This is a genomic window from Streptomyces sp. NPDC050418 (assembly GCF_044458745.1).
Classification (GTDB): domain Bacteria; phylum Actinomycetota; class Actinomycetes; order Streptomycetales; family Streptomycetaceae; genus Streptomyces.
This window is the reverse complement of the sequence record NZ_JBITIG010000016.1, coordinates 1-18,692: the sequence shown is the minus strand read 5'-3', so window position 1 is coordinate 18,692 and position 18,692 is coordinate 1. Positions and strand designations below refer to the sequence as shown.

Genomic DNA, 18,692 nt, shown 5'->3' with positions numbered 1-18,692 from the left:
GGGCGCGATGGTGCTGGTGAGGTTGGTGGCCGCCGCCGGGTGAGAAGCGGAACGGCTCAGGGCGTACGCAGGAAGATCAGGTCGTGGACGACGTGGTCCTTGTCGAGGCCCTTGCCCTCGAAGCGGGTCAGCGGACGGGAGGCGGGGCGCGGGGTGTAGCCGCCGTCCGGCTGTGAGTTGGTGAAGTCCGGGTGGGCCTCGAGAACCTCGAGCATCTGCTCGGCGTAGTCCTCCCAGTCCGTGGCGCAGTGAAGGTACGCGCCGGGCTTCAGCCGGGAGGCCGCGAGGGTCAGGAACTCCGGCTGGATGATGCGGCGCTTGTGGTGGCGCTTCTTCGGCCAAGGGTCCGGGAAATAGACGCGCAGCCCGTCGAGGGCGTCCGGGCGGAGCATCTCCGAGAGGAGGATGATCGCGTCGCCGTTGGCCACGCGGACGTTGTCCAGGCCGGCGCGCTCGGCGAGGCCGAGGAGATTGCCCTGGCCGGGAGTGTGGACGTCGACGGCGAGGATGCCGGTGTCCGGGTCGTCCGCGGCCATCTGCGCGGTGGCCTCGCCCATGCCGAAGCCGATCTCCAGGACGGCCGGGCGGCCGCCGAAGAGCTGGTGGAGGTCGAGGCGCTCCTTGCCGTCGATCTCGATGCCCCACTGCGGCCAGAGGCGGCGCAGTGCGTCGCCCTGGTTCGTCGTGACGCGGCTGCGGCGCGGCTGGAAGCTGCGGATCCGCCGGTCGAAGTGCGAGCCGGCCGGATCGGGGCTCGGCCCCTCACCCTCGGCGAACCGCCGGTTCTTCTCGGCCCGCGCGGCCGAGGCGGCGGCACGGGTGGCGGCGTCGTAGGGATCGGCGGCGGGGGTTTCGGCGGCGGGGGTTTCGGGGTGCTCGGACACAGTGGGATTTTACGGCCGGGTCCGGGCGGGTGGAGCCCGCGGAGGTTCCGGGGGCCCGCGGGTCAGCCCAGCTGCCCCAGCACCCGCCGCGCCACCTCACGCCCGATCGGCAGCGAAGCCGTCGCCGCCGGGGAGGGCGCGTTGAGGACGTGGACCGTGTGCGGGGCCTCCAGGAAGAGGAAGTCGTCGGCCAGAGTGCCGTCGCGCAGGACCGCCTGGGCGCGGACGCCCGCGGGCGCCGGGCGGAGGTCATCGGCCGAGACGGACGGGAGCAGCCGCCGCACCGCACGCGTGAAGGCGGGCTTCGAGAGCGAGCGGTGCAGCTCACCCGCCCCGTACCGCCAGTGCTCGCGCGCGATCCGCCACGCGCCGGGCCACGCGAGCGTCGCCGCGAGCTCACGGGGCCGTACGACCGACCAGTCGTACCCCTCGCGCGCGAGCGCGGGCACCGCGTTCGGGCCGACGTGGACGCCGCCGTCGATACCGCGCGTCAGGTGCACGCCGAGGAAGGGGAACGCCGGGTCCGGGACCGGATAGACGAGGCCGCGGACGAGCTCGGGCCGGGCCAGGTCGTAGTACTCGCCGCGGAACGGCACGATCCGCATCCCCGGCTCATCGCCCGCAAGGAGCGCGATCCGGTCGCAGTGCAGCCCCGCGCAGTTCACCAGGGCCCGCCCGCGCAGCACCGCACCGGCCGCCGTCCGCACCGCGACCCCGCGGCCCGTGCGCCGGTCCACCCGCGTGACCTCCGCGCCGTACCGGATCTCCGCCCCCGCGTCCCGTACCAGCGCGGCGAGCTGTGCCGCGACCGCGCCGAAGCCGCAGATGCCGGTGGTGGCCACATGGAGGCCCGCGAGCCCCCGGACCTCCGGCTCGAACTCCGTGATCTGGCTGGGGCCGAGCTCACGCACCGGAATCCCGTTCTCCCGGCCGCGCTGCGCCAGCGCGTGCAGCCGGGGGAGCTCCGCGCGCTCCGTGGCGACGATCAGCTTGCCGCCGACCGCGTGCGGGATCCCGTGCTCCGCGCAGAACTTGACCATCTCCGCCGCGCCCTCGACGGCGAACCGTGCCTTGAGCGAGCCGGGCCGGTAGTAGATCCCGGAGTGGATCACCCCGCTGTTGCGCCCCGTCTGGTGCCGGGCCGGGCCCGCCTCCTTCTCCAGGACCAGGACGCGTATCCCGGGCCGAGCGCGCGTCAGCGCATACGCCGTCGACAACCCGACGATGCCGCCGCCGATGACCAGCACATCGCAGTCATACGACACCGCGGCTCCTGGAAGTAGTAGGGGACAGGAAGAGGGGAACGGGGGAACGGAGAGATCCCGTGCGTCCGATAGTGCACTGCGCCACTGACAGTCGGCTCAAACCCCCGCCCCGGGGCGGAACTGCTCACACCGGGGCGGGACGCCTCACGCCGGAGCCATCAGCAACGGCCGCGCCCGCTCGCGCAACTCGATGACCTGCGGCTCGTCCCCGTGCGCCTCCAGGCGGTGCAGCAGATCGCGCACGTACTCCGTGGTCCGCGCCGACGAGATACGGCCCGCGACCTCGACCGCCCGCAGACCCTGCGCGCAGCACGCGTCGAGATTGCCCGACTCCAGTTCGGCGACCGCGCTCACCACGAGCCGCAGCCCGTGCGAGCGGACGAATTCCTCGGTGGGTTTCGACAGGGCCTGCTCGGTGAAGCGCCGCACCTGGCGGGGCGCCTTCAGATCGCGGTAGCACTCGGCGGCGTCCGCGGCGAAGCGGTCGTACGAGTAGAAGCCCAGCCAGGACGGATCGTGGTCGCCCTCGCGGGAGCGCTCCAGCCAGCCCTCGGCGGCCTTGAGCGCGACGCCCGCGGCGTGCGCCTCCCCGGCGCGGGCCTGGGCACGCGCCTCGACGAGGTGGAAGAAGCTCATGGTGCGGGCGGTGGCCAGTCCGCGGTTGCGTTCCAGGGCGGCCTGCGCGAGGTCCACGCCCTCGTCGCCGAAGCCGCGGTAGGTGGCCTGCAGGGACATGGAGGCGAGGACGTACCCGCCGAGCGGGACATCGGCGGCGGCGCGGGCCAGGCGCAGGGCCTGGATGTAGTAGCGCTGGGCGGCTTCCTGCTGGCCGGTGTCGAAGGCCATCCAGCCGGCGAGACGGGTCAGTTCGGCGGTGGCGCCGAACAGGGCCCGGCCCACCTCGTCCGAGTACGTACCGAGAAGGAGGGGCGCGGCCTCCACGCGTAAGCACTCCGGGACCATCGACGAACGCCAGTCCCCGCCGCCGTACTTGGAGTCCCAGCGCCGCGCGTCGTGCGCCGCCTCCCGCAATTTCTGTACGTCGCTGTGGCCGACCCGGAGCGGCTTCTCGCCCGCGGGCACGGAGGAGCCGGTGTGCTCGGCCGTGCGCTCCACCGAGCTGTCGGCGGGTGTTATCAGCCACCGCGAAGCGGGCGTGGCATATGCACTGACCGCGAACGAGCCCGCGAGCGACTGCCAGATCCCGCCACTGGTGCCCCTGCGGCCCGCGAGGTCGAGCCGGTAGAGCTCGGTCGCCGATTTCACCGCCGCGCCGATGTCGCGCGGGAAGGAGAGGCCCACCTCGGGGGCCGGGTCCGCGTCCGCGAGGCCGATCTCGTGCAGCGGCACGGGACGGCCGAGCTTCTGGCCGATGGCCGCGGCGATCAGGTGCGGTGCCGCACCCTGCGGGACCATGCCCTTGGAGACCCAGCGGGCCACCGAGGTCTTGTCGTAGCGGAGGGTCAGACCCCGTTGTGAACCGAGGTCGTTGACCCGGCGGGCCAGGCCCGCGTTGCTGATTCCCGCGAGGGCGAGAACGGTGCCGAGCTTTTCGTTCGGCCCGCGTTGCTCCCTGGTCATGCGCACCCCTCGACGCCGACGGCTGCCGGCGGGCTGGCATAACCGCGCGGCATTCGTAAACCCAGCGTAGTTCCCCGCATTCCAAGCGTTAAGGGGCGGTGTTCCGGATGGCGGGAAACTTGTCTGTACAGGAGTGCGGTCCTTCTGCGGCGTGCTCCCGGCGTGTGGCCGTGCGCCCGTCCGTGCGCTCTTCACCGTCGGGTGCGGGAGCGCTTCCATGGCGGTGCGTGGGTCGGCCCACCGTGCGCTGGCAACCGGTGGGCTGGGGGACGCCGCCGCCTACATCCCCGCGGGCGGCGGACCGGTCCGGGAGGCCGACCGAGCCTCCCGGATCGCGCGCGGGTCCCCACGGCGGTTCGCCGTTGCCCTATTGCGCGCGAAATGGCCGGATCCGGCCATTGGCCGAGGTTCCGTACGCGGACGTCGTACGCGACGCCGTACGGAAGCACAGAGGCGCAAACCGGCGCGCCCGCCTCCGCCTCCGATACGCCTCCTTCGTGGCAGCATGGTCCCAACTGGCCCGGGCACCCCAGCACTTGGCCAGTCGGGCCCTTGTTGTCCACAGGCTGTGGAGGCGCGATGCGGTGGTTGGTGGGGTGGAGCTGCACCACTGCGAGACCGTCCGACCCGCTCGGCGCGGGCAGCGAGAGCGGCGAGACCGTGCACCCCGTGGGCTCCCAGCTCCTGTGGGGCGACCCGGATCCCCTGTGGGCGGTCGGTGACTGGCGGCCCGACGAGGTACGCGTCGTCAAGGCCGACGCACAGACCCGTATCGCCGTCCTCGGCACGTGCGGCGCCACCGACGAGGAGCTGCGCGTCGGGCTGTTCGCGGCGCGCGGCGGCGCGCTGCGGCATCTGACGGCGTGGCCCGGCAGCTATACGGCGGTGGTCCAGGTCGGACGGCGGATCACGGTCGCCGGTGACCTCGCGGGCGCACGGCCCGTGTTCTACACGCCCTGGGCCTCCGGCACCGCGTACGCCACCGCCGCGCTGCCGCTCGCCGACCTCATCGAGGCGCAGCTCGACATCGGCCATCTCGCGGCGCTGCTCGCCTGCCCCGACGTCCCCGAGGCGCTGCAGGACTCCACCCCGTACCTCGGTGTACGGCGCATCCCGCCCGGCCACGCGCTGGTGCTGCGCGACGGTGCGCGCGAGATCGCCGGATACGAACCGGTGGCCTCGCTGGCCGTCGCCGCACCCGAACTCGACGCCACGCGTGCCGTGGACGGGGTGCGGGACGCGCTCGTCGATGCGGTACGGGCGCGGCTCTCGGCGCCCCGCCATGTGCCCGACATCGACCCCGGGCCCGTCCCCGGGATGGGGCCCGCGGAACGGCGCGCGGCGCGGATGCCCGTGCCCGGGATCGGCGCGGACCTGTCCGGCGGACCGGCCTCCGGCACCCTCGCCCTGCTCGCGGCCGGCCTGCCCGGCATGCCAGGGACCGTGCTCGGCCACGGGACGGGGGCGGGGGAGCGGCTGCTCGCCGTCACGTTCAACGACCTCACGGGTGACGCTGCGGGCGGGCAGCGCGAGGAGGAGCTCGCGCGGGCCGGGGCGCTCGCCACCAACCCGCGGCTGCACCATGTGGTGGTCCCCGCGGGCGAAGAGGCCCTGCCCTACGCCGACTTGGACGGACCGCTCACCGACGAACCCGGCCCCTCGCTGGTCACGGCCGCACGGCAGCGGCTGCGGCTCGCGGCCGGGAGCGCCGATCACCTGTCCGGGTACGGGGCGCGGCAGGTGCTCGACGCGCATCCGGCGCGGCTCGCGGATCTGCTCATGGACCGGCGGCGGCGCCATCTGGTGCGTCCGGTGGCGGCACTGGCCCGTACGGAAGGCTCGCTCAGCTCCGTCATGGTCCCCGCGAAGGTGTACGGGGCGGCGCGGCGGCTCGCGCGGACGCCGTACCGGGCGGGGATCGAGGAAGGGGCGCTGCTGTTGCGCTCCGGTGCGCTGGTGGAGTCCGAAGGGCCCGTCAGCGCGTCGCTCGCGGCGTTGACGTGGGTGCGGCCCGGGCCCGCCGCGCGCTGGCTGACCGGGGAGGCGCTGGCTGAAGTATCGGTTCGCCTGGAGCAGTCGGCCACGCGTCCCGGGGCCGGGCCCGGGCAGCATCCCGGGGAGCTGCGGGCGCGGGCGGCGCTCGCGCGGCACGCGGCGGACGTGCGGGTGCTCGAGCAGGCGGCCGAGGTGCGGTTCCAGCGGCTGCACCTGCCGTTCCTCGACAACCAGGTGGTGCGGGCGTGCCGTGCGCTGCCGGATTCGTTGCGGATCCAGCCCGGGGCTCGGGCGGCGGTGCTGCGGACCGTGCTCGAAGGGGCCGGGGTGACGGAGCTTCCCGTCGGGTGGGGGGCGCCGTCGTCGTACGGGGCCGGGGCGGGGGCGTCCGCGGAGGCCTCGCGGCTCGGGGTGCGGGTTGCCGTCGAGGAGCTGGTCGATCTGTTTGCCACCCCGTTGCTGGCGCAGGCGGGGCTGGTGGAAGGGCGTGTGGTGCAGAAGGCTCTGCGGGCGGCGGCTGCGGGGGAGTCGGTGGCGGTGGACGGGCTGGCGGATCTTGTGGCGGTCGAGTTGTGGTTGCGGCGGCTGGTGGCTCGGCGGGGGACGTGCTGGACGGGGATGCCGGCGCGGGCTCGGGCTGTGCCGGGTGGCGTGGTGGGGCAGCGGGTGTTGGGGCGGGCATCGGCTGGGGCTGGGGGTTGATGTCACGGGGGCTCCGCCCCCGGGCCCCCGCTGGGGGCTGCGCCCCCAGGCCCCGCTTTTCGCGTCCGGTTTCGTTTCGGGTGCGGGGCCGCAGCGGGGTACGTGCTCGCTGGGGCGCGGGCGGGACATGCTCTCAACGGTTGGTGTAAGCGTGGGGAGGCGCCCCGACTGCGCGCGCACCCCGCTACGGCCCCTCCCGTTTCGTTTGCGGCTGCAGGTGATTTCAGCCCCTGCGGCGTTTGAGCAGATCCGAACGGAGTTCGGATGCCGGGGTCCGGGGCGGAGCCCCCCACGCGGCGGAGCCGCAAATCGATACAGCCGGGAAGGGGCGGGTAGGGGAAATGTGCTCGCCGCAGGCGCCCCACCACCGACCCGCACCCGACCACGAAAAGGCCCCCCGAAAAACCCCAGGCCCACCCACCCCATCCCGCGCTACCGTGGACCCATGGAGACACGTACACGTACCGACGTCGCAACCGCGCGAGCGCCCCGCTCGCCGGTTGCTGCCGCCGTTTGATCTCCTGACTCTCATCTCGCCGGCGACCGGAAACGGATCGCCGGCGTCGTTGTGTCGTGCCCCGTGGGGGCGCGGGGTGCTGGGGTTCGGGTCCGGTTGCTCCGACCCGAAAGGGCAGTGCCATGACACCGCTCACGACCGAGCACATCGTCGATACGTTCACGGACTTCTTCCGGGAGCGTGGGCATCAGGACATCGGGGGCAGCAGTCTGCTGCCGCCGCCCGGTGATCCGGTGCTGTTCACCACCTCCGGGATGCATCCCCTCACTCCGTACCTCGAAGGCCGTCCCCACCCGCTCGGCCGCCGTCTCGTGAACACGCAGCGCTGTCTGCGGACGACGGATCTCGACGAGGTCGGGGACAGCACCCATCTCACCGTCTTCGAGATGCTCGGCTCGTGGTCGCTCGGTGACTACGGCGGGCCGCGGAGTCTGCGGTGGGGGTACGAGCTGCTGCATGAAGGGTTCGGCATTCCGCGGGAGCGGCTGCATGTCACCGTGTTCGGCGGGGACGGGCAGGTCGGGCTGGACCAGGAGTCCCTCGACACGTGGCGGGACATCGGGCTGCCCGTCGAGCTGACCGGCGGCGACGAGAACTGGTGGTCCAACGGGCCGACCGGGCCCTGCGGCCCGGACTCGGAGATCTTCGTCTGGACCGGCCCGGACGGCACCCCGCCCCAGGGCACCCCGACCACCGACCCTCGCTGGGTCGAGGTGTGGAACCACGTGATGATGCGGTACCGGCGGCATGAGGAGGGCGGTCGGCTCAGTACCTTGCGTCAGCAGAATGTCGATACGGGGATGGGGCTCGAGCGGGTCGTCAGTGTTCTCCAGGGCGTCGATTCCGTATACGAGACGGATCTGTTCGAGCCCTGGACGCGGCTCGTGCCCGAGCTGTGGGGGGTGGAGGACGAGTCCGGTCTGCGGCTCGTCTGTGATCATCTGCGTTCGCTGATCGTGGTGCACGGGGAGGGCGTACGGCCGTCCAATACGGGTCGCGGTTACGTTCCGCGCCGGCTGATCCGGCGCACGCTCACCACGCTCTGGCGCGACGATCCCGATCGCACCCTCGGCGATCTGCCGAGGGAGTTGGTGGAGCACACGGAGAGCCACTTCCGGCTGTCGACGGATGGCCATGGGCCCGTGATCGACATGCTGAGGGAGGAAGAGGACCGCTTCCGACGGCTTCTCGAACGTGGCCGCAAGGTGCTCTCGCGGTACGGCGGACGGGAGTTGACGGACATCGACTACGGCTACCTGCACGACACCCACGGACTGCCGAGGGAGTTGGTGCAGGGGGTGCTGGGGGTGGGCTAGGGCGGCGTACTGCAGGGTGGGGGCATGAGTGCGAAGGAGAATGCGATGCCGTACGAGCCCATGCCCCCACTCCTCACCACCGAGCGGCTGATCCTGCGGTCGTGGGAGGTGTCCGACGCCGAGGAGTTCTGCGAGCTGCTCGCCGAGCGCGGGGCGGGCAGGCCCGAGGCCGAAGGGATCCGTACCGACATCGCGGAGTTCCTGGCGACGACCGAACGCACGGGCATCGCGCTGCTCCCCGTCCAGCGGCGCGCGGAGGGCGACTTCATCGGCTACTGCGGCGTGGTCATCGGCCGCTCCACGCTGGAGGAACCGGAGATCGCCTACGAACTCCTCCAACGCGTACACGGCCAGGGTTACGCGACAGAGGCGGCCCAGGCGATCGTCAAGGCGATAGCCGCTACTGGCCGCAAACGCCTCTGGGCCACCACCCGCCCGACGAACCTCCCCTCACTGAGAGTCCTGGAGAAGCTCGGCTTCGAGCGGGACCGTGTGACGGAGGATGAGAAGGGGGAAGTGGTCTGGCTGGTCAGGCAATTCAGCCTGTCCGGCACACTCAGCCCGTCCGGCACATTCAGCCCGGCCGGCGTTTGAGCAGATCTTTCAGCCCCGCCGGCGTTTGAGGCGATCCGAACGAAGTTCGGATGAGGGGGTCCGGGGGCGAAGCCCCGGTTTCGGGAAGGGGCGGGGCGGGGAGAAAAGCCCGCCGCAGGCGCAACGGCGAGCACCCCAACGCACCCGCACCCGACAACGCACCCCGAACCAACCTCACCGACACCGAATCCGGGACTCCGCCCAGGAAGCCAACCCCACCGCATCCACCACGGAGTGCGGCTCCACCACCAGCCGAAGCGTCTTCCGCCCGGTCAGATCCACATGCACAGGCACCGCGGGATCACCCCCGCGCACCACGTCCGACTGCCACATCCGCTCCCCGTCCGCGAAGACCGAGAACCGCACGGCCCCGTGCCCGAACGTCAGGTCGTCGACGCCGGCATAGGCGTCGTACGCCGTGCATTCACGGTTGAGATCGATGACGACGGACGAGTACGCGTGCACGGTCACCCCGTGCGAGTACCGCTGCCCGGCGATCCCGAGCCCCTGCCGCTGCCACAGCCAGCTGGACTCCCCGAGCCGCACCTCCGGCTCGGTCCCGTCGCCGAAGACCCCGTACTGCAGCTCGGCGATCTCGTACGCCTCCGGGGCCGGCGGAGGCGGCGGGGGCGGCGGCTTCGGCTTGGGCTTCGGGGACGGCTTCGGCGGGGGCGGCGGCTCCGGCGTGGGTGTCGGCGTGGGCGTGGGCGTCGGGTCCGGGGCCGCGACGGGCGGCGGCGGGGGAGGCGGCGGCTCCGGCTCGGGCTTCTGCGGCTCGACCGGTTCGACCGGCTGCGACACCGGCGGCGGCTTCGGCTTGGGGTCGGCCTTCGGTTTGGCCTCGTCACCGGCGAGCGCCAGGGCGACGGCGACTCCGGCGGCGACCACCACGGCCGCCGCGATCCCGGCCTTCGCCGGTGCCCCGAGGCCTTCCCCGGCGGCCGCACCGCCCGCGGCGGCCCCGCCGGACCCCGACGCGGCCGCGGCCGCACCCGCTCCGGCGGCACCCGCGGCGCCACCGCCGATGAGGCCGGCGACCTTCGCGGAGTATCCCGCGGCGCCGAACCAGCCGATGACGGCGACCGGCACGAGCGCCGGGATGCCGCTCGCCAGTTCCTTGATCTGGCCCGCGGCCAGCCGGCACTTGGCGCACTCCTCCATGTGCTTGCGCAGGCCGCGCTCGGCCCGCGTCCGCAGCCGTCCGCGCGCGTACGCGCCGAGCCGGTCGGCGTAGCGCGCGCACTCGTCGTCGGAGGCGAGCGTCACGCTCACATGGGCCTGCAGATAGGCCTGCTTGAGCCCTTCGCGGGCCCGGCTGGCCAGCTGCGCGGTGGTGTTGGTGGAGGTGTGCCCGAAGAGCGGGGCGACCGCGCTCAGCGGGTCGTCCTCGACCTCGGTGTGCCACAGGACGGCCTGCCACTCCTCGGAGAGGCTGCGGAAGGCCTGCATCACCATGGACCGCTCGGCCTCGTGCATGGCGAGGACTTCGGCGCCGAGGTCGAGGGTGTCGTCGTCGGAGACCTCGGAGGAGCGGGACGCCTGGGTGGCGAACACCGCGAAGTCCTCGACGAGTTGCTCCCGCTTGGCCGATTTGATCCAGGCCGCGGCGACGCGTCGTACGGTCGTGAGCAGATAGGCGCGTACGGCGTGCTCGGGCCCGGATCCGCCGCGTACGGCCTGCAGCATGCGCGCGAAGACCTCGGAGGTGAGGTCGTCCGCGGTGTGCGCGTCGCGGCAGCAGGTGCGCGAGTAGCGGCGCACGGCCTCCGCGTGCCGTCGGTAGAGCTCCTCGTACGCCGAGTCGTCGCCGTTGCGCATCCGGCGGATCAGGTCCGCGTCGGAGACGGGTGCTTCTCCGCCCGCGAGCAGGTCGTCGGCGAGCGAGCCCACCGGGTCGCGCTGGGCCGGCACCCCGTGCGCATCCGCCTCACCGGCGGACGCGGGCATCCCGGACGGCCCGCCCTGGCTGGGCACCTGCCTGGCCGGCAGCCCGCCGTCGGCGGTGCCATTGCCTTGGCCGAACGGCTCGTCCCGCCCGTCAACGCTCATCGCGCGAAGCCCCCGCATGCACACTCGGTCCAGAACACCGGGAAAGAGTGTCATACGGGGGTAGCGCTCCGAGCCCGGATACACAGCAACCACTCATCCGTGGTGACTTCCGGCCGTGTATGTCCGTGTCTCACTCGTACGAGTTAACGCGCTGCCCGTGTCCCCGGAGGGAGTTGGCGCCACGGGACGCGCGTATTCACCCGGAATGCGGCAGGTGACGCCCTACAGCGCGGGCCGCGAGCGCAGCCCTTCGAGCAGGATGTCGAGCAGCCGTGCGGAGGCCGCCGCCTGCTGTGCCGCGTCCGGCAGCGAAGGCGCCGCCGTGGCGATCACGAGCAGGACGTCCGAGACGGTGACGTCGGCCCGCAGCTCACCGGCCGCACGGGCCCGCTCCACGAGCCGGCCGACGACCTCGAGCAGCGCGGCCGCCCCGGCGTCGTCCGCCTCCTCGGCGGATATCCCGTGCTCGACAAGCCGCAGATCGGGGCCCGCGGCCTGCCGCTGCTGCGGCACCCGCGCGTCCTCGAACTCACCGGCCTCGTCGGCCACACCCACCCGCAGGACCTGCGGCGGAAGCAGCCGCCCCGCGCCCGAGGCGACCGACGTCCGCAGGAAGCGCGACAGCGCCGACCACGGCTCGTCCTCCTGGCCGAGCGCGGTGCGGGCCTGGTCGGTCAGCCGGGCCGTCTCCTCCTCGGCGATCCTGCGTACGAGCACGTCCTTGCTCGGGAACCGCCGGTAGACGGTCCCGACCCCGACCCGCGCCCGTCGCGCCACGTCCTCCATCGGCGCGCCGTATCCCAGCTCGCCGAACACTTCGCGCGCCGCGCGCAGTACATGTTCCAGATTGCGCTGTGCGTCCACCCTGAGCGGCGTCGTACGACCGCTGTCGGAGCCCCGGCGCACCGCCCCGTCCCCCAGCACGGAGGCCGGCGCGGCAGAAGCCGAAGCAGGGGCGGATGCGGATGCAGCGCCCCAACGAGAATCACGAATGTGCATAAGCGTTCCCCCGGTAATGACGTCTCCCCCCGGAGACTTCCCCGCCTTGTCGTTTCGGTGTGCGCGGACTGTCCGCGAACCCTGCGCACGCGCCGTTCGCGAACCGTCCGCGAACCATGCGCATCGCGCCTGAAGCCGTACACCCCCCACACCCCGACGTCACACGAACATAGTTGAGCCGGAGTCAATTCAGAAGGGGCCAGTTCCGCACGGAGCGCCCCCCGATCGGAGTACACACCGGTCCGTCCCTGTTTCGCCCGGTGTCCCGGCCGCTTCCGGCCCTTGGTGACCTGCGGATTTCTCCAAAGCTCCGCGCGTCGTACGGCGGCGCCCGGCCCGGCGCGGACGGTCACACAAATTGCCGGGCCTGTGGACAAACACGTAACGCGGGTGCCTCATGGGAAGGTGACGGCTGACTCCAGCGGGACCTCCCCCGCCCACCGGACCGCGACCACCTCCGCGCCCCGCACGCGCATCCTCGTCGTCGGTGGCGGCTATGTCGGTCTGTACACCGCGCTGCGGCTGCAGAAGAAGCTCGCGGCCGAACTGAAGCGCGGCACGACGGAGATCGTGGTCGTCACCCCCGAGCCGTACATGACGTATCAGCCCTTCCTGCCCGAGGCGGCCGCCGGCTCCATCTCGCCGCGCCATGTCGTGGTGCCGCTGCGCCGCGTCCTCAAGGACTGCCGGATCGTCATCGGCGAGGCCAAGGCGGTCCGGCACGCGAAGAAGACGGTCACGCTCACCACGCTCGCCACCGAGGAGGAGGGCACGGGCGCGGTCGAGCTCGCGTACGACGAGCTGGTCCTGGCGCCCGGTTCGATCTCGCGGACCCTGCCGGTGCCCGGGCTCGCGGACTACGGCATCGGGTTCAAGACGGTCGAAGAGGCCATCGGGCTGCGCAACCACGTCATCGAGCAGATGGACATCGCGTCCTCGACCCGCGATCCCGCCGTCCGCGCCGCCGCGCTGACCTTCGTGTTCGTCGGCGGCGGCTACGCGGGCGTGGAGGCGCTCGGCGAGCTGGAGGACATGGCGCGCTATGCGGCGCGGTACTACCACAACGTCAGCGCCGACGACATGAAGTGGATCCTCGTCGAGGCCTCCGACCGGATCCTTCCGGAGGTCGGCCCCGAGATGGGCACGTACACGGTGAGCGAGCTGCGCCGCCGCACGATCGACGTACGTCTCAAGACCCGGCTCGACTCGTGCGAGGACCGGGTCGCGGTGCTCGACGACGGCTCGCGCTTCCCGACGCGCACCCTCGTATGGACCGCGGGCGTCAAACCGCACCCGATCCTCGCCGCGTCCGACCTTCCGCTGAACGAACGCGGGCGCCTCAAGTGCACGGCCGAGCTCAAAGTAGAGGGTGTGGACCACGCCTGGGCGGCCGGTGACGCCGCGGCCGTACCCGACGTGACCTCCGAGGACGGCAAGGAATGCGCCCCCAACGCGCAGCACGCGGTGCGCCAGGCCAAGGTGCTCGGCGACAACATCATCGCCTCGCTCAAGGGGCAGCCGCTCACGAAGTACGCGCACAAATACGCCGGTTCGGTGGCCTCGCTCGGGCTGCACAAAGGTGTCGCGCACGTCTACGGGCGCAAGCTGAAGGGTTACCCTGCGTGGTTCATGCACCGCGTCTACCACCTCAGCAGGGTCCCGACCTTCAACCGCAAGGCCCGGGTCCTCGCCGAGTGGACCCTGTCGGGCCTGTTCAAACGCGAGATCGTGTCGCTCGGGTCGCTGGAGCACCCGCGCGCGGAATTCGAACTCGCGGCCGGGGGCGAACGCCCGAAGGAGTCGTCCTGACCGGATCGAGGAACTCCGCCCGGGAGGCAGGCGTCTGACGGATGTCAGTGCGGTCGGACAGACTGAAGGTCCGCACACCGCTGTACGACACCGACGCGCACCACCACCGACCTCCACCTGACCGAGCGCCCGGCCCCGCACCCCGGGGCGTGGCCCGCCACGACCAAGGGCACCGCAGCCCAACCGACCTCCATGAGGCTTCCCTCCGTGAACTTCACGCGCTGGAGCGCCAGGCTCCCCGGTACACAGCGCCGCGCCGCCGCACGGTCCGACCGGGGTTCCGTACCCGCCGCCCGCGCCGGGCAGGGCTCCGATGCGCCGACCCCCGACGTGGAAAACCTGCCGGTCCGCGAGATCCTCGACCGCATCACCGGCCTCGTGGTCCTGGTGCACGGCCCCGAGCACCGCATCGCGTACGTCAACGAGGCGTACGTCGCGGCCTTCGGCCCCCGCGCCACGGGCGCCGCCGCCGAGGACGCGCTGCCCGAGCTGCGCGAGCTGGGCCTGCTCCCGCTGCTCGACCAGGTGCTGCGCAGCGGCAAGCCGCGCACGGTCAAGTCCCGCAAGGTCGCGGGCGGCCGCTCGTACACCTTCACGTGCACCCCGCTCGCCACCTCCGGTGCGCAGGGCGCGGGGGAGTCGGGCGTGCTGGTCTTCGCGGCCGACGTCACCGACCACGCGGAGGCCGCCGAGCGGCTGCGCGCCAGCGAGCGCCGCCACCGCGAGGCCGCCGTCACGCTCCAGCGCTCCCTGCTCCCGCAGAAGTTGGAGCAGCCCGACGATCTGCGCACCGCCGCCACGTACCAGCCGGGCGGCGCGGACGCGGCGGTCGGCGGCGACTGGTACGACGTGATCACCCTCGGCGGCGGCCGCACCGCCCTCGTGATCGGCGATGTGATGGGCCGTGGGGTGCGCGCCGCCGCCGTCATGGGCCAGCTCCGCACGGCGGTCCGGGCGTACGCGCGCCTCGACCTGCCGCCCCACGAGGTGCTCCAGCTCCTGGACGGGCTCGCCTCGGACATCGATGCCAGCCAGATCGCCACGATGGTCTACGCGATCCACGACCCCAACGAGGGCCGTCTGACCTACGCCTCGGCGGGCCATCTGCCGATCCTCGTCCGCGACGAGGAGGGCGCCATGCACCGCGCCGACGAGCCCACCGGGCCGCCGCTCGGCACCGGCGGCTGGCTGCACGCCTCCGGCTCGGTCGCCTTCGGCCCCGGCTCCACCGCCGTCCTCTACACCGACGGGCTCGTCGAGCGCCGCGGCGAGGACATCGACCACGGCGTCGACCTCCTGGAGCGTGCCCTCGCCGGCGCGAGCGGCACCCCGCAGGTCATCTGCGACCGCCTCCTGCGCGCCCTCGGCGTCAGCGCCGACCACGACGACGACGTGGCACTGCTCGTGCTCCAGCACCCCGAGCGCACGGGCGCCGACGCCGAGCTGTTCCGCGGCGCCTCCCTCGAACTGCTCGGCGGCGTCGAGGCCGCACCCCGCGCCCGCGCCTTCGCCACCGGCGTCCTCGCCAGCTGGCGCTTCGGTCCTGAGCTGTGCGAGGCGGGCGTCCTGGCCGCGAGCGAACTCGTCGCCAACTCCCTGCAGCACGGCACCCCGCCGATGCGCCTGCGCCTGCGCCGCACGGACCGCCGGCTGATCATCGAGGTCACCGACGGGGACGACCACCTCCCGCTGCGCCGCCGCGCGGAACCGGCCGACGAGGCGGGCCGCGGCATCGCGATCATCGCCACGATCGCGTCGAACTGGGGGTCGCGCCGGACGCCTGGCGGGGGCAAGGCGGTGTGGTGCGAGTTCGCGCTGAAGCAGCCGTGATCACGTTCCGGGAGCAGCCGTGATCACGTTCCAGGAGCAGCGGTGACCTCCTTCCGGGTGACCGCCCTCCTGCCGGGGAATCCCTCCGCCTCAGGGGCCCCAAGAGCACCAAAGGGGTGCCCAACCCGCCGCACGCAGGCATAGCCTCCGGTCATGGGTTTCCTCGACCGCATCAGCTCCCCCGAGTCCGTCGGCGTCCAGCGCGGCATCCGCCGCGCCCAGTCCCTGCTGCACGAGGGGCATCCGGAGGAGGCGGAGACGCTGATCCGCCAGGTGATCGACGTCGCCGACCAGGCACTCGGCCCCGCCCACACCCACGCCGCGACCGCCCGGATCGTCCTCGCCACGGCGCTGTACACACGGGGCGCCCACGAGGACGCCGAGACCGAGGCCCGCGCCCTGGCCACCCACCGCGCCCAGCGCCCCGACGACAAGATCGCGCTCGCGGCCCTCGCGCTCCGCGCCCTGGCCGTACGCGAACAGGGGGACCCCGCCGAGGCGCTGCGCAGCCAGGACGAGCTGCTCCCCTTCTACGAGCGCATCCACGCGCCCGAACACCCGCTGACCCTGAAGCTCCGCGCCGACCGGGCCCACACTCTCAACCGTCTCGACCGCCACGCGGAGGCCGAGGCCGAATGCCGCGCGCTCCTCGCCCTGGCCAAGGCGAGCAAGGAACCGACCGCCGAACTCCTGGCCCGTACAGCAGAGGACGGACTGGCCGCCGCACAGGCGGGCCAGTCCGTCCACAACATCTGAGGAGCGATCCGGATCAGACGGCGGTCACGGCCTCCGCAGGACGCACGGCCTCGGCCGGCGCCTGCTCACGTGCCGCCTGCCGCGCGGCCCACGGATGGTTCTGCACGGGCGTCAGCTGCTTGCCGAGCTTCACCGCGAGCACCGTGATCCCGAGGGAGAACACGATGAACGTCAGGATGTACGGGGCGTGCAGCTGTGCCCCCATCGGTCCGCCGATCGCCGGTCCGACCGCCAGAGCCAGCTGCTTGACCAGCGCGAAGGCCGAGTTGTACTGACCGACCCTGCCGCTCGGCGCGAGGTCCGCGACCAGCGGCGCCACGGTCGGCGACAGCATCGCCTCACCGAGACCGAAGAGCGCGTACGTGGAGATGAACGCGGCGGTCGCCATCGCCTGGCTGCCGTGCCCGAGCCCGGCGTACCCCGCGAAGATCCACGCGACGGCCCACAGCAGACCCACGGCCGCGATCACCTTCGAGCGCTTGCGCCGCTCGACGAACTTCAGGACCACGAACTGCGCCACGACGATCGCGCCGGTGTTGGCCGCCAGCGCGAGACCGAGCGTGGACGGTGAGATCCCGGCCGCCTCCACGCCGTACGCCGAGAGCCCCGACTCGAACTGTCCGTAGCAGGCGAAGAACATCACGAAGCCGAGCGCGCACAGCTGCACCATCGCGCGGTGCCGGAACAGCTGCTTCAGACCGCCCTCGCCCTGCGGCGTCGCATCGGCGATACGCGCCTGCTGCGGCAGCCGCACGGTCGCCATGACCACCACGAGCAGCAGGAACATCGACGCCTCGATGCCGAACAGCAGCGTGAAATCGCCGGGCCGCTCGTGCTTCACGATCTGGCCGCCGATCAGACCACCGACACCGAGCCCCAGGTTCTGCAGGAAGAACTGTGTCGCGAAGGCCCGGGTCCGGGTCTCTGCGGTCGAGCACTCCACGATCATCGTCGCGAGCGCCGGCTGCATCACGGCCTGACCGGCACCGAGCAGCATCGCGGACACGATCACCATCTGCGCGTTGCCCGCGAGCCCGAGGCTCATCGCCCCGGCCGCGGCCGTCACCAGGGCGGCGAGCAGGACCGGCAGCGGACCGCGCCGGTCGACCGCACGCCCGGTGAAGGGCAGCACCACCAACGCGGCCACGGCGAAGACGGCGAGCACGAGACCCGCCGTAGTCGCACCGAGCTCCCGCACCTGCGCCACGTAGACGTAGAGGAACGGGACGGTGAAGCCGAGGCCGAACGCGCTGAGCGCGTTGCCCACGTGGATCCGCCGCATCGCGGCACCCATCGCCTGGGTCACTTCTCACCTGCCTTCATACGAACGAAGCCGCCGGAACCTTAGGACCGAAGACTTCAAAGCTAAAGTTAGAAGCTAAACAATAAACATCGAAGGTCTTAAGTGCAAAGTGGGGCCGTGCCATACTCCGAGGCATGCCAGAGAACGAGCCGACACTCGACGAGCAGATCGCCGCGTACCAGCGCGAGTTCGCCGACCTCGACCCCCAGGTCGAGCAGATCGTCTCCGCGCTCGGCCGCCTGAACCGCCGCATGAACGTGGCGTACGGCAGGCAGACCGCCACCCTCGGCATCAGCAACGCCGAGTGGGAGGTGCTCAAGGCCCTGGTCCTGGCCGGTCAGCCGTACCGGATGGGCCCCGGCGACCTCGCCAAGCAGCTCGGCCTCACCCCGGCCGCGATGACGCACCGCATCGACCGCATGGTCGCGGAGGGCCTCGTCACCCGGGATCGCGACGAGGCCAACCGCGTCCGAGTGATCGTCGGCCTGACCGACGTGGGCCGGCAGAAGTGGCTGGACGCGATGGAGCTGGCCACGACCTTCGAGGAGGACCTGCTCCAGGACCTCTCCACCAAGGAGCGAGGCGTCCTGGGCGAGCTCCTGACCCGCCTCCTGGTGCGCGTCGAAAGCTGATCAAGGCGGGGGTTGACACGGCCCCGCCCGATCCGTAAGGTTCTTCGAGTTGTCACGGAGCCGGAACGGTTCTGCGGCAGCCACTCTCGCCGCTCACAGCGGCACACCAAACCAACGCACGATTCCCCTGGGGATTGAATTACGTGCGCCTTCGTGCGCCCGAAAATCAATTCACGGGACCCGAACGGCTCGATTATGAGCCGGCCGGAGAATCCGCTAAGGTTCTGGACGTCGGAACGGCCCAACAGCCGCAAGGACAACCCGAGTTGACCGGGAATCAGGCCCGAAAGGATCTGATAGAGTCGACACCGCCGGAAGGGAAACGCGAAAGCGGGAACCGGAAAGCACCGAGGAAATCGGGCCCGAAGAGTCTGATAGAGTCGGAAACGCAAGAACGAAGGGAAGCCCGGAGGAAAGCCCGAGAGGGTGAGTACAAAGGAAGCGTCCGTTCCTTGAGAAC

Annotated in this window: 13 protein-coding genes; 7 read left to right on the top strand and 6 right to left on the bottom strand. The window is 72.0% G+C overall.

Translation table 11 applies throughout. The features are described 5' to 3' along the window. Window positions 1-56: 56 nt before the first annotated feature. The 3 genes from trmB to ACIBI4_RS31520 all read right to left on the bottom strand — a co-directional run bounded on the left by trmB (window position 57) and on the right by ACIBI4_RS31520 (window position 3,730). The gene (gene trmB, locus ACIBI4_RS31530) at window positions 57-884 is read right to left on the bottom strand and encodes a tRNA (guanosine(46)-N7)-methyltransferase TrmB (protein WP_399207604.1); all 828 of its coding nucleotides are present in this window, start codon (window positions 882-884) and stop codon (window positions 57-59) included. Window positions 885-946: 62 nt separating this feature from the next. Next, a complete protein-coding gene (gene lhgO, locus ACIBI4_RS31525; RefSeq protein ID WP_399207603.1) occupies window positions 947-2,149 on the bottom strand; it encodes an L-2-hydroxyglutarate oxidase in 1,203 nt (400 codons plus the stop codon). A 144-nt stretch (window positions 2,150-2,293) separates the two neighbouring features. Next, window positions 2,294-3,730, bottom strand: coding sequence for an MFS transporter (locus tag ACIBI4_RS31520; RefSeq protein ID WP_399207602.1), 1,437 nt, complete (start codon window positions 3,728-3,730; stop codon window positions 2,294-2,296). Window positions 3,731-4,309: 579 nt separating this feature from the next. On the opposite strand from ACIBI4_RS31520, the gene ACIBI4_RS31515 reads away from it, so the two are divergent. The 3 genes from ACIBI4_RS31515 (at window position 4,310) to ACIBI4_RS31505 (ending at window position 8,854) form a co-directional block, all read left to right on the top strand. Beyond that, the gene (locus ACIBI4_RS31515; protein ID WP_399207601.1) at window positions 4,310-6,427 is read left to right on the top strand and encodes an asparagine synthase-related protein; all 2,118 of its coding nucleotides are present in this window, start codon (window positions 4,310-4,312) and stop codon (window positions 6,425-6,427) included. Window positions 6,428-7,066: 639 nt separating this feature from the next. Further along, window positions 7,067-8,260: an alanine--tRNA ligase-related protein gene (locus tag ACIBI4_RS31510; protein ID WP_399207600.1), complete on the top strand. Its 1,194-nt coding sequence runs from the start codon at window positions 7,067-7,069 to the stop codon at window positions 8,258-8,260. 24 nt (window positions 8,261-8,284) lie between these two features. Beyond that, window positions 8,285-8,854, top strand: a complete 570-nt coding sequence (locus tag ACIBI4_RS31505) for a GNAT family N-acetyltransferase (RefSeq protein ID WP_399207598.1) — start codon at window positions 8,285-8,287, stop codon at window positions 8,852-8,854. Window positions 8,855-9,028: 174 nt separating this feature from the next. Here the strand turns inward: ACIBI4_RS31505 and ACIBI4_RS31500 are convergent, their stop codons facing one another. Both ACIBI4_RS31500 and ACIBI4_RS31495 read right to left on the bottom strand, forming a co-directional pair. Next, window positions 9,029-10,903: a sigma-70 family RNA polymerase sigma factor gene (locus ACIBI4_RS31500; RefSeq protein ID WP_399207597.1), complete on the bottom strand. Its 1,875-nt coding sequence runs from the start codon at window positions 10,901-10,903 to the stop codon at window positions 9,029-9,031. A 222-nt stretch (window positions 10,904-11,125) separates the two neighbouring features. Further along, window positions 11,126-11,902 (bottom strand): TetR/AcrR family transcriptional regulator, encoded by a 777-nt coding sequence (locus ACIBI4_RS31495; RefSeq protein ID WP_399207596.1) that lies wholly within the window; start codon window positions 11,900-11,902, stop codon window positions 11,126-11,128. Between the two features lie 405 nt (window positions 11,903-12,307). On the opposite strand from ACIBI4_RS31495, the gene ACIBI4_RS31490 reads away from it, so the two are divergent. The 3 genes from ACIBI4_RS31490 (at window position 12,308) to ACIBI4_RS31480 (ending at window position 16,297) form a co-directional block, all read left to right on the top strand. Then, window positions 12,308-13,711, top strand: a complete 1,404-nt coding sequence (locus tag ACIBI4_RS31490; RefSeq protein ID WP_399207595.1) for an NAD(P)/FAD-dependent oxidoreductase — start codon at window positions 12,308-12,310, stop codon at window positions 13,709-13,711. A gap of 207 nt (window positions 13,712-13,918) precedes the next feature. After that, the gene (locus ACIBI4_RS31485; protein WP_399207594.1) at window positions 13,919-15,541 is read left to right on the top strand and encodes a SpoIIE family protein phosphatase; all 1,623 of its coding nucleotides are present in this window, start codon (window positions 13,919-13,921) and stop codon (window positions 15,539-15,541) included. 153 nt (window positions 15,542-15,694) lie between these two features. After that, a complete protein-coding gene (locus tag ACIBI4_RS31480; protein ID WP_399207593.1) occupies window positions 15,695-16,297 on the top strand; it encodes a tetratricopeptide repeat protein in 603 nt (200 codons plus the stop codon). Between the two features lie 13 nt (window positions 16,298-16,310). Here ACIBI4_RS31480 and ACIBI4_RS31475 read toward each other — a convergent pair whose 3' ends face one another. Continuing rightward, the gene (locus tag ACIBI4_RS31475; protein WP_399207776.1) at window positions 16,311-17,591 is read right to left on the bottom strand and encodes an MFS transporter; all 1,281 of its coding nucleotides are present in this window, start codon (window positions 17,589-17,591) and stop codon (window positions 16,311-16,313) included. A 143-nt stretch (window positions 17,592-17,734) separates the two neighbouring features. Here ACIBI4_RS31475 and ACIBI4_RS31470 point away from each other — a divergent pair, with 143 nt between their 5' ends. Continuing rightward, entirely contained in the window at window positions 17,735-18,232 is a 498-nt protein-coding gene (locus ACIBI4_RS31470; RefSeq protein WP_399207591.1) for a MarR family winged helix-turn-helix transcriptional regulator, read from the top strand. Window positions 18,233-18,692: the final 460 nt, after the last annotated feature.